The sequence below is a fragment of the Candidatus Neomarinimicrobiota bacterium genome (genome assembly GCA_016784545.1).
GTDB lineage: Bacteria > Fidelibacterota > UBA8477 > UBA8477 > JABMPR01 > JABMPR01.
Genome location: JADHUM010000019.1, coordinates 44273 through 56218, shown reverse-complemented (window position 1 = coordinate 56218; position 11946 = coordinate 44273). Strand labels below are relative to the sequence as shown.

Here is an 11946-nt window from a genome sequence, read left to right as displayed (position 1 = left end):
TCTTAGAGCCATCCTTTTTGCGCCTGATTTTATCCGTACCAAAATCGATCAAATATGGCAAGTTATTAGAAACATTGACGCTTGCTGCGATACAGCCAAAATCCAGGTGGCGTAAAACGTGGTTTATCAGGGACGACTATTTTAGTCACAGATTTACACCCGTCTCTGCTCGTTGAGCTACGCCGGGAAGGCGGATTATCACAGATGTTAAAATCCAAGCTATGGTGATATTCTCAAGTCATGGGAGCTACAATCAGCTCACCAGAGACAGCTAACCGACTCTTTCCCGTTCCCATGATTCTCTTCGTCCATAGTTTCATGAGACTCTGGGCAATAGCATCAAACCCAAACTCACTATTCAGTTTATGAAAACTTCGGAGTGGAAGTAGCTGGAGTAACGATTTGTTTTGACCGAATACTGCCTCCAGGATAAATGTGAAGAACCCTATCCAGTTCCACCTTGTCGATCACCTTGCTGATCAGACGTACCAAATGGTTTCTGGTAGCCATAGAGCGAAAGAGTTGGGATAGGTGTTGTTCGTATGCTTTGAAGTTAACCTTTGGGGACAATGGATTGATCATATACAGCTATAATATTAACAGTGATATATGTGTGAATATTCTTTTATACCCCCTTTATTTACAACAAAAAAAGGCTGCCATTTGGGGACAGCCTCTAATTTGTATTTTATGCTTTATTACTGGCTAGGGTCTTACTCTTTCACGAGTCGTATAAATAAAACCCAGTGTAGCTGAAGTATACGTTTCATAGTCATGATCAAAAAGAGTACGGAAATCAATTACTTCAATAAAACCTTTGAAATGTCTGCGATGGAGCCTGGTAGGAAGGATGCGCTGGGTATATACCTTATCACCTGTATCCAGGGTTTCAGTATAATGAAAATGAAATCGTGATCTCGAGTCGGGACGGCTTAAGCGAGGATGATATCCAAGTCGACCAGCGACCATCTCTCCTTCACCTTCAACCTCATTGCTCAAGACCACATTCATTCGATTGATCCCAGTTTGAGAGAGGAGGAGTGGATTATTGCGGCTATAGAATACGTTTCCAAAATCGGTCAAAACCAAAGTGGAATCTTCAGCAACCCATTCCAGAGCCTCGATATCAAGCACCTCGCCAGAGTGACCACTTAGCAAAGTCATTGCAACTGGCTTCCAATGCTCCTCGCCAGCATCATTCAAACGTTTTCTAAAAGCGACTCGACGCGTTGATGTCATGGCAATGGGCTTCTCACTGAATCGGATTGAATCACCTCTTGTCCATTCACTTTCACCTGTCCAAACCCTGGCAAATTGACGTACGTGAAATGTCCCGGTGACAGCATGTGTGATAAGGGCCAGGGCAGAACTATCGTCTTCGACTTCCACTGTAATACCGCGTTCCACATCCATTCCTCTGCGACCGAATCTCCATACATAATTTGAATCTCTTACTGACATTATTGTAAACAACTCAGCGGAATGATCTCCCTCTGGCGATTTACCCAGGGCGTAATCTTCATCTTCAATATCACCCATGCCTTCAATTCCATACGTGCTATCATCTGCAGCGATAACTCTCATAATGGCATCTTCAATAGCGGTATTCGTATCGCTTTCAGCCACATCACAGGATACAAACATTCCCAGAATGAGTGCCAACAAAACGATAATTTGATACTTTTTCATAGTTCAATCTCCACTTAAATATTACTTACCTTTTTGGGTATTCTTCATGGTTTTTTTCATACCACGCCGTTCATTTTTCATGTACTCCCTCAAATCACTTCTGAAGCGAGCCTCAAAACCGATATAAATAAGCTGTTGCTCAGGAGTCAGATGCTCTGGCAGGCCAGTGATGAAATCATTTTTTATTTTAAACACTGCTCTCTGCTTCTCAGCATATTCTTGTAAGAATTTATCGACCTGTTTCTGAGTCACATCACCCTTTTCCATGAGTGCATGGGCATCTTTGGCCAGGACTCTGATTTCGCCCTGAATTTCTTTTAGTTTGCGCTCATGAATTTGAACGAGAGGAAGGAATGTAACCACCTGTTCTTCGGTTAACTCCAAAACCTCTGTCAACTTCCAGATTCGAATGGCATCCATATTCTGCGGATTCCTCCGACCTTCCATTGGCGTTGGCGGTTGCCCAAGTGAGGTTCCAACCAGGATGATGGTCAAAAATAGAAGCTTTGTTCGCATATTACGCCTCCTTTAAATAGCCCATGAGAGCTTCCAGATCATTTTCGTCCAGAAGTGCATCGGCCTCTTCAACGTATGTAAAGTAGTTATCATCAATTAAATAGTCCACGCTCTGATCATAAAATACGGTGTCTTGCGTATTTACTAGATCCAGATCCTGGGTTTCGGTCCAGGAATATTCCCAACCTGCTACAATCAGTTCGCTACCAGGCAATGTTAAGTCCTCATCATTTCCTGGAATGACCATAATCCCAATCAACACCAGCAAAATGGCGACAGGACTTGAATAGAAAGCCTTTCGTCGAATCGCCCTCTTTTTGATGCTGGAATAGGTTCCAGCAATGACTGTATCAATATCAAATTGGAGGTTTTCATCTCCAGATGATAATTCTTCTCTGATAAATTTTTCTGTTTTGTCCATCTTAACCCACCTGCTTATTTATATATGATTCAATTCTTTTTTTACCCTCATGAAAATGCACTTTTGCTGCATTCTCTGAGCATCCCAGTGCTTCTCCAATCTGAGCAAAGGGCAGATCCTGATAGATGCGAGCCACCACAACGGCATGCTGTCGCGGTGTTAATAATACCAGACTCTTTTCAAGTAGCGTAGAATTATACTCTCTCTCAGTATCTCGAGCTGGATCAGATCCTGAAATCAGAGACTTGATCTCATCAAGGATTGATAAACTCCAGCGCTTCCTCTTTTTCAAATGCGTGTACGAAAGATTGATAGCAATTCTGAATATCCAGGTCTTGACGCTTGACTTGCCCTTGAACTGATGACTTTTTTCCCAAACACGAACAAAGGTATCTTGTAAAATATCCTGGGCGTCTTCAGTATTGGATACAATCCTCAAAATGAAATTGTACAACTCGGGGGAATATTCACGCATGAGTTGATCAAAGGCCCTGGAGTCACGGCTTTGAACCTTTTCAAATAGCACAATATCAGGCTTTTTTGTCATCACTGGAGGTTTAGATGCTTGTCAGTGACAAAAGGTTAAGAGGGTGGATAGGGCTAGTTATCAAAGGTCCAGACAATCGACAGATATCGAAAACGAGAATTGGGGATCTGATTGGCCATAAGTGAATATTCAGGGTTCCAGGAAGTGGATCCATATTGTGACCAAAGCTGGTCATGTAAAAGATTTTGGTCGGTGAAACTGACGATGACAGAACTTACTTGTCCAGAAATGGTGTAATTCAGAAGATGTAGCAGTTCCTCACCTGGGAATCCGGAGTAAGTAGTCTGAAAGTTCTCTGCGTCCAGCATACCTGGTTGGGTATCAAACCAATGTTTCCCCCAGACTTTCAATTCACCATGAAGGGCTGCCTTAAACAGTGTGAGCTCCTGATTGACTTCCCAGTTGATATATTTTTTAGAGAATATCCAATCATGTGTCCCACCCACGATAGCGCCACCCATCATAGCTGACATGTGCCATGGGAACCGGATGCGACCCTCACCAGAATACCCAGATATGCCATATCCGTCGTCTTCACCACTCCAGTAACTCATTGAAAGGTTTATATGTCGAAAGGTAAGCCCTGCTGTCAACTCTTGAATAGTGCTAATAGATAATTTTGGATTCCAAATTCTCTCTTCAACCAATTGATGGGTTTGATATTTGAGGTGCAGGGAACCTACTCCGTATTGAGCGTCGATTATGGGAGAAAAATGCGATTTCCCCACCATTCTCAAGCCCATCTCCAGTGAATAATTATCACCTGACCACTGCGGCAGTGTGAACTCCGACAAGTGGTATGCTCGTTTATTGCCACCGAATTGTTTGGAAATGTATCCTATTTTCAGCCCTGCAGATCCCAGACCCAGCAGGCTAAATCTATGTTTCATATTAGCCATTTGAGAAAGAGATTTTCTCTCACCTCCTGACCAATTCCATACGCCACCCTGTACCCATGCAAATAATTCGCTTCCTTGAGAATTGGAGTCCAGATTATTCCATTCAAAGCTTCCATCCCACCGATTTGAGTGTACCTGGGGAATATCATTGTAATACCAGGCAGACAGACTATCCTGAGCAATCATATAAAGCGGGTTGATCTGGTGATCATACCCAGCTTCAAGCTTATAATATTGACCATCCTTTTCTGTATTGACTTGAAACCTGTGCCGTTGTTCATCATATACCGTGGCATCCAAAATGCGGGGATGTGATCTCAATTTTGAGGTCCATCCATATCGAGTCTCAGTATCCAGACTGTTATGATACCACAATGTAAAATCCTTAAATATCCCATCCCCCTGTCTGTAATTTACCAGAGTTGATGCTGCCGTCGTATCGGCAGGTGCCGTAAGTGAAGGATGCATTTGCTGCCAGAGACTTGCCGTGGGGACTATGGGTATCCAACCCTGGCGGTCTGTATTGAAGGGCTCACCGCTTAAGGGAGATACAACAGTCAAATCTCGCCAATCATCCACGACAATACCTTGCATCCCGAAGGAGCGATAAAATTGAAGATGTCCCCAACTTCCATTGATGCCCCCAAAATCGGGATAGCTATTCCCAACCACTGCAAAGTGATCCAATTGTGCGTTTAAGAAGAGTGGGACACACCCAAGCGTCAGAAAGATATTTCTAACCCGCATGCTGCCCCCTCAATAAGCCGTGCATCTCAAGCTGTCGAAGCACCAACCTGACCAGACCAGGACCAAAAAGGCTAAACATGATTGTGTTTGAAACGAGGTGTGTGACAAAAAATATGATACCAGCACTCAGTGTAGCCCAGACAGTTCCTTCCGTCATCCCTGAACTGATAGGAAAACTCAATGTCGTAAGTACATCATAAAACATTGTCAATAAAAAGCCAATGATACCCAGTGCGATGGAAGTTAGCAGATAGGGTTGTTCTTTTGCTAAAAACCTGGATAAAAGCCCGCCAGTCAGTCCGCTCAAACCCAGGCTGATGATTTGAAAAAGGTATAGAACCGGGAATCCCAGACCAGAGCCGATGGGATTTAAAGCTGAAAAGATTGCTTCCGCCACCAGCGCAACAATTAAACCGCGTCTTGGTCCCAGTGCCACACCACCGAGGAAGGCTGATAGAATAATCAACTCAATATTGGGAATCAACGCGAAAACCATTCCAACCGTGACAATCAGACCTGTCCACAGCGACATGAGGGCAATTCGTCTATATTCTGATAGAGACATTTCCATGAATTGGTTAGACTTCCTGATCACTCTCTAGTTCACCTTTCAGTAGTGGAATGCGGAAATAGTTAAAACGATTGGTCCACACACCTGGCTCTCCGTCTTTATCGAGCACTTCCTCCATCATATTCATGCGGGCATCCAATTCGTCAATATGGTGCAATAGTAACGCTTCCTTGAATTTTGGTCGCTTGGGTGATTGCCATTCATATTTGCCCTGATGTGAAAGTATCATGTGCTCAACCTTAAGTTGTAAATCTTTGGGAAAGTCATCAATTTTTGCCATGGCTTCCCTGGCTAAATCACGTCCCAGTACTATATGCCCCAAAAGTTGGCCTTCATCGGTGTATCCTGGTTGTTGAGCCGGATTCAACTCAATGATTTTTCCAATATCATGGAGCAGGATACCAGTCAGGAGCAGGTCGCCATCTACATTATAGTGTTCACCCAGATACACACCAATCTTGGCCATGGACAATACATGTTCAAGAAAGCCACCTAACCAGGCATGGTGCAATTTCATTGAAGCGGGGTGTTGTTTTATTATATCGGCATTATCTTTATAGATGTTGCTGATCAGGGATTTGAGATGGGTATTTTTCATCTCTTTGATAATTTTGGCTAATTCGCGCCACATCTGATTCACATTGTGTTTGGTGCTGGGGATCAATTTTGCTAAATCAAATCCATACTCCGCGTGCTTCTCAGGTGAAGCTTTCCCAATATCCTCGACTTCAAGCTGAAGCTGTTCTCTGTATAGGCTTACCCTGCCTTTCACGACCACAGCATCTCCAACATCAAATGATTTTTCAAAGGCGGGCACATTTTCCCAAACTTTTGCTTCGATGGTGCCTGTACTATCCTGCAAATCCAACTGCAAATAGGGATGATTTGTACGCGTACTCCTGAGATGTTTTTCTCTGACCAGAAAAAACCCCTGAATGAGGGAATTTTTACGAAAGTTATTTATCCTGGTGATTTTGGCTTTCATGTAAGAAACTACCTTCCTGCTTATGCTCGGGGAACAGTTTAATTAATTTTAATTGTGAGACAATTCCAATGCTGAAGGTCGTGGTTTACACCCTCTGAATTGAACTTGGTCTACCCAACTGACTTTTGTTTGTCTACATTCTAAGCAATATCAAAACGGCAATCAAGGTGAAATGTGTCCAATCTTCAAGAAGACTATATCCTGCGCATGATTCAGATGATAGGCGAAGTCATTACTGCTGCTTTACAACTGAATGCAAAAGGGCAAGCTTCTGAAGCAGATCAGAATTTAGCAAATGTCCTCCATACAATCATGCCCGAACACGCCGATCTTGTTGAAATGGTGGATGAAAGCACTGCCCTAACCCTACTGGGTGATTCAAAATTGGTTGAGGCCTATGTGGAACTTCTACTGGTTCAAGCTGAAATGAAAATAGCTCTGGATAAATACAGAGACGGAGAAGCTTTCCAGACCAGGGCAATCCGACTCATGATCAAGTGTATTCAAAAGGAAGGATATGTCAGCCTAAAAGGTCAATTAATCTGGGGGCGTCTTTCAGAAATAGATTTGCACTTACTGCAGGAAAAAACGGAAATTGAGCTATGGGCAGATCTGGATAGAGCAATCAAAAACGGGCTAATTACTGTTCCCTGAGATAAGATTCGTAGTCCTCTTTCCGATTTAGATTCATCAGGGGCGTTTCGTCTTTCATGGGGAAGAAATATACCGGGCATTTTTTCAAAGCTTTATGGATGGCATACTCTCCATCATCCATGGCTGATCTGAAGATGGGTATGCAGTTCTTACTGTAGAAAGCGAATAGGGGTTGTTGTCGCCCGTCAATACATATTGGCACTACTGCAGATACATGATCCAGGTGTGATCTCATTTTCTCAACCAGAGTCATGTCAATGGTAGGAATATCAACTGCTACTACAAAATTGTACTCTGTCCGTGAAGCACTGAGGACTGAAGTTAACCCCTCGAGGGGACCTCGACCCTGGTGCTCATCTTTCACAACAGGTAAATTGAGATATGCCAGTTTTCCTGGATCGTTAGCCGAGATGAGGACATCCCCAAAATATTGTTTTAAGATACGAACCTGACGATCCAATAGCTGCTCATTGCCCACTTTTAGAAAGCGCTTATCCTTCCCCATTCTTTTCCCACTACCACCAGCAAGAATTATAGCGGTGCAAGAATTACATGGCGAAGCATTCATCGCTTAATCTCAAAATGTTTCCTGAAGAGCTTTCTCCAGTGCAGGCAAATCAGTTGAGGGATATTGACAGGCATAGTCCTGGCAAATATAAACGGTCAGGCCCCCATCAATAGCTTTTTGGTAAGATAAAAATCCTGAAATATCCTCGATAAGATCAAAGTTTTCATTGGGTCGGTAAAGTGTAAGTTTAAAAGGATCATAAAACTTCCTGAGGACACCACGTGCATCAGCAAGATTCTGTTTGTCACCAGCGATAACAATCTCCCGGGTTCCATTCACCTGCGCTTGAACAATCTGCAAGAGTGCCGAAAATCCACGTGGAGCACGATTGACCTGTTCAGAAAAGGTCTCACCGATCTTTCTTGAAAGTCTTTCCCATTCAGGCTTTTCTGCCAGGCGCCCCAGATAGTACAGGTTTTCTGCGGCAATAGAATTCCCTGAAGGAATGGCGCCATCATAAATTTCTTTCTGACGGATGAACAGATCACTATCCCCTGTTTCCGTAAAGAAAAATCCACCACCCTCTTCATCCCAGAATTTGCTGAGCTGAGTATTCTGTAGCTGAATCGCCAATTTTAGATATTCTGCATCAAATGAGGTTTCGTAATAGTTTCTGAATCCCTGGATGATAAAACTGTAATCATCAAGAAATCCCTCAATTCTATTATCCCCAGATTCTGGCATATGCAATAATTGGCCATCCCTCATGATTTCATCCCTGAGAAATGTAGCCAATTCAGAAGCCGCCTTGCTGTACTGTGACTTCCCTGTAGCAGAAGCAGCACGGGAAAGTGCCGAAAGGGCCAAACCATTCCAGTCTGCCAGTATTTTATTGTCCAGACCAGGATGAATTCTGTCCTCCCGTAGCTGATACAGTTTTTCACGCAGCTCTGCCCATTCCTCGCTATTTACTAAGACCTTATATTCTGAACCAGAATCAATATCAAAAATGTTCTCACCCGAAGGTTGGCGACTGGCTTCATCATCGAAATTTCCTGCTTTTTGAAGGCCAAAGATGGGTGCGAATTTGGCGAGTTGATCATCACCCATCACTTCCTGGAGTTTCTCCCAGGACCAGACATAAAACTTACCCTCCTCCCCTTCACTATCGGCATCTTCGGCTGAGTAATAGGCTCCTGTGGGAGCCTTTAGTTTGTCTGAGAGATAGGCGAAAATCTCGTCTACAGTTTGGAGAAATAGAGGATCACGGCTTAGTTCCCAAGCCTCAGTGTATGCCAGCATGAGGTTTACCTGGTCATAAAGCATCTTTTCAAAATGTGGGACATGCCAGTTTGCATCTGTGCTATATCGATGGAAGCCAAAGCCGATATGATCGAAAATACCCCCTAGTCTCATCTCCTTGAGACTGTGAAGCGCCATGTTAGAAATTGTAGAATCATCGGTTCGGTACCCTTCCCGGAGTAAAAATACCAGATTATGGGGTGAGGGGAATTTAGGCGCAGACCCAAAGCCACCTTTGGAGGAATCATAATTTCGCTTGAAGTCTGAACTGGCCTTGGCAAGCACATCACCATCCAATAATTCACCAGCCTGTTCCGGTGTCTTTTGCTGCAATGCATGCATTATTTGATCAGCGGCACCTTCAATTTCTGCTCTTTGTGTCTTCCACGCTTCGGTAATTTTGGGTAAGAGGTCTAACATACCCATCCTCCCTGGTGCGGACTCCTTGGGAAAATAGGTCCCTGCAAAAAAGGGCCGTTTATCATGACTCATCACAATGGTGAGCGGCCAACCCCCTCGCCCGATGAGGGTAGTCGCTGCAGCCATGTAGACTTGATCAATGTCGGGGCGCTCTTCTCGATCGACCTTTATACATACATAATTCTCATTCATGAGCTTGGCCACGGCTTCATCCTCGAAAGATTCATGAGCCATCACGTGGCACCAGTGACAGGTTGAGTAACCAATGGATAAAAAGATTGGTTTGTCCTCCAGCCGTGCTTTTTCAAATGCCTCATCCCCCCATGGATACCAATCAACTGGGTTATGGGCGTGTTGAAGTAAGTAGGGACTAGATGATTTAGCGAGTCTGTTTGTATACGGGTGGGAGTCGTGCATTGAATCTCCTTGGCAAGATATGATAAGCGCTGTAATGCTAATAATTATTAGGGTGTTATGAGAGCGATTGAATCTAAACATTTGTTTTGTCATTCGAGGAATATATTCATTGGCACTTTTAATGCGATTAATATTGTCATAATTGTCATGAAGCAGATCTTTTGTTTTCTCTGGATTTGGTATCATGATTGGATTCCAGGTATCCATATCTGCTTTTCCGACGACAACTTGCAACCATATAAAAATTGAATGTAATACTATTCTAATTCAGTGTCAGCCACCCTTGCAACCCCATGTGTGTGAAACTATATTGGGCGGCTTTTTTTAAATCCAAAATTTTTATACGCTATGAGTAGCGCAGGAGGAATAACAAAATGGGTGTGATGAATAAAATGCGGGACAACATGGCTGGGATCATGATATTTCTGGTTGTTGTCTTCGTACTGACCATGTCTGTAGGTGGATTGGTTGGAGGTGCGGATATCACGGACCTGCTCAGCGGTAATCAACCCAATGCCTTTACTATGGTAAATGGCGAGGAGCTTTCCCGAGAAAATTTCATGCGTTCTCTACAAAATGAGCGGGAAAACTATAGACAACGCAACGGATCCGAACCAACAGAACAGCAAATGGCCCAGTTAACGGATCAAGTATGGGAAACCATGGTGACTCAACTGCTTATTCAACAGCAGATAAAGAAACAGGGCATATCTGTTTCTGCAGATGAGATAAAATACTACTTCTCTGAAAATATTCACCCCAGCGTTCGTCAATATTTTGTTTCTGAAGCTGGAGAATTCGACTATAACGCCTATCAGGAAGCAGTTAATTCCCCTCAAGCCGGTAGTTTTTGGGCTGCCATGAGGCAACAGGTTGCCTCCATCGTCCCGGTTGAAAAATTACAGCAAAAGGTACTGGCTACCACTCAGGTCTCAGATGCAGAAGTCCGGGCAGAGTACATGAAAAACAATATCTCCTATGACCTGGATTATCTTTTCGTGAAAACCTCCCTCTGGAAGGATGATGAAGTAGAAATCTCCGAAGCAGAGACGCAAAATTATTATGACCTGAACATTGAAGATTATCAGCAGGATGAAACACGCGGCTTGCAAGTGGTTGCAACTGAGATTAAAGCCACTGCATCAGACTCCACACGAGCCCTGAACCTCATTGAGGATATCAAAGCTGATATAGTCGCTGGCGCATCTTTTGAAGCCACAGCTCAAATTCAATCTGAAGGTCCTTCAGCTCCAAATGGTGGATTCCTTGGTTGGTTTGGAAAAGGTAAAATGGCTAAACCTTTTGAAGATGCAGCATTTGCAGCTCCAGTAGGTGAAGTTGTAGGCCCTGTATTAACTCAGTTTGGTTATCACCTCATCAAAGTTGAATCTACGAGAGAAGTTGAAGGTCAGCCCGAAGTTGAAGCCCGCCATATCCTCATAAAAATTCTACCCAGCGAAACCACTCGCGATAAAATCAGAAGAAGTTTGAAAAACCTTGAATTTATGGCTGACGAGGTCGGGTTTGAAAAAGCAGTTGATTCACTGGGGATGAGTGCAAAAGCCAGCAATAAACTCCATCAAAAGGACACCTTTGTATCTGGTGTTGGATCTTTTCAATCGGCCGTCCGTTTTGCTTTCCTCTCTGAAGTTGGTACTCACAGTAAGGTGATGCAGAATGAGACACATTTCGCAATTTTCATGCTCTCAGAAATCACTCCAGCTGGTCCCAGACCTTATGATCAGGCCAAGGTCAGTATCGAACGCAAATTGATGAATGAGAAAAAGCAGTCCCTGGCAAATGATGCAGCATCCGCCCTTCTCACCCAGCTAGATGCTGAAAATGATTGGGCCAGCGTGAAACTGGATGATCGCGAAGATTTGGTCCACGAAAGCCTCACGGGGGCCATGGGTAATGCCAGCCTCAAAGGTTTGGGTCGAGTCCATGAGATTTTTGGTTTTCTGGAAAATGCCAGAACTGGTTCAATTTCACCTGTTTTTGATACACCTCGCGGTGCTATTATAGTCAGACTAAATGCTCGTTCAGACTTCAACCAGGAAGACTTTGCAGCTCAATATGACGATCTATATAATGGCCTGACACAAACGCGACAAAATGAAATCTGGAATAAATATCTAGAAGCCCTTCGCGAGAATGCTGAGATAATGGACAACCGTCTTCGCATGTTATAAGTTTTAAGTCAAATATTGTCTCAAAAAACGGGGAGCTTGCTTCCCGTTTTTTATTTATCAGAAGCACTTGCAACCTGA

11 protein-coding genes are annotated in these 11946 nt (G+C 43.6%); 2 read left to right on the top strand and 9 right to left on the bottom strand.

Going from position 1 to position 11946, the window contains the following annotated elements:
• Positions 1 to 705: 705 nt before the first annotated feature.
• The 7 genes from ISR87_06095 to ISR87_06065 are packed head-to-tail and all read right to left on the bottom strand — an operon-like array spanning position 706 to position 6375.
• Positions 706 to 1689 (bottom strand): hypothetical protein, encoded by a 984-nt coding sequence (locus tag ISR87_06095; GenBank protein MBL7025011.1) that lies wholly within the window; start codon positions 1687 to 1689, stop codon positions 706 to 708.
• Between the two features lie 21 nt (positions 1690 to 1710).
• The gene (locus ISR87_06090; protein ID MBL7025010.1) at positions 1711 to 2205 is read right to left on the bottom strand and encodes a hypothetical protein; all 495 of its coding nucleotides are present in this window, start codon (positions 2203 to 2205) and stop codon (positions 1711 to 1713) included.
• Between the two features lies 1 nt (position 2206).
• Positions 2207 to 2626 carry a hypothetical protein gene (locus ISR87_06085; protein ID MBL7025009.1) on the bottom strand — a complete coding sequence of 140 codons (420 nt, stop codon included), beginning with the start codon at positions 2624 to 2626 and terminating at the stop codon, positions 2207 to 2209.
• 1 nt (position 2627) lies between these two features.
• Positions 2628 to 3176: an RNA polymerase sigma factor gene (locus ISR87_06080; protein MBL7025008.1), complete on the bottom strand. Its 549-nt coding sequence runs from the start codon at positions 3174 to 3176 to the stop codon at positions 2628 to 2630.
• A 50-nt stretch (positions 3177 to 3226) separates the two neighbouring features.
• Entirely contained in the window at positions 3227 to 4819 is a 1593-nt protein-coding gene (locus ISR87_06075) for a hypothetical protein (protein ID MBL7025007.1), read from the bottom strand.
• The gene (locus ISR87_06070; GenBank protein ID MBL7025006.1) at positions 4809 to 5390 is read right to left on the bottom strand and encodes a hypothetical protein; all 582 of its coding nucleotides are present in this window, start codon (positions 5388 to 5390) and stop codon (positions 4809 to 4811) included. Before ISR87_06070 ends, ISR87_06075 begins: the two co-directional genes overlap by 11 nt.
• Before the next feature lie 7 nt (positions 5391 to 5397).
• Entirely contained in the window at positions 5398 to 6375 is a 978-nt protein-coding gene (locus ISR87_06065; GenBank protein MBL7025005.1) for an HD domain-containing protein, read from the bottom strand.
• Positions 6376 to 6549: 174 nt separating this feature from the next.
• Here ISR87_06065 and ISR87_06060 point away from each other — a divergent pair, with 174 nt between their 5' ends.
• Positions 6550 to 7029: a hypothetical protein gene (locus ISR87_06060; protein ID MBL7025004.1), complete on the top strand. Its 480-nt coding sequence runs from the start codon at positions 6550 to 6552 to the stop codon at positions 7027 to 7029.
• Here the strand turns inward: ISR87_06060 and ISR87_06055 are convergent.
• Positions 7016 to 7534, bottom strand: coding sequence for a molybdenum cofactor guanylyltransferase (locus tag ISR87_06055; protein ID MBL7025003.1), 519 nt, complete (start codon positions 7532 to 7534; stop codon positions 7016 to 7018). The two genes, ISR87_06060 and ISR87_06055, sit on opposite strands and share 14 nt — an antisense overlap.
• Positions 7535 to 7606: 72 nt before the next feature.
• Complete coding sequence (locus tag ISR87_06050; protein MBL7025002.1) at positions 7607 to 9676, bottom strand: thioredoxin domain-containing protein; 2070 nt, start codon at positions 9674 to 9676, stop codon at positions 7607 to 7609.
• 374 nt (positions 9677 to 10050) lie between these two features.
• Here ISR87_06050 and ISR87_06045 point away from each other — a divergent pair, with 374 nt between their 5' ends.
• Positions 10051 to 11868 carry a SurA N-terminal domain-containing protein gene (locus ISR87_06045; protein ID MBL7025001.1) on the top strand — a complete coding sequence of 606 codons (1818 nt, stop codon included), beginning with the start codon at positions 10051 to 10053 and terminating at the stop codon, positions 11866 to 11868.
• Positions 11869 to 11946 lie beyond the last annotated feature (78 nt).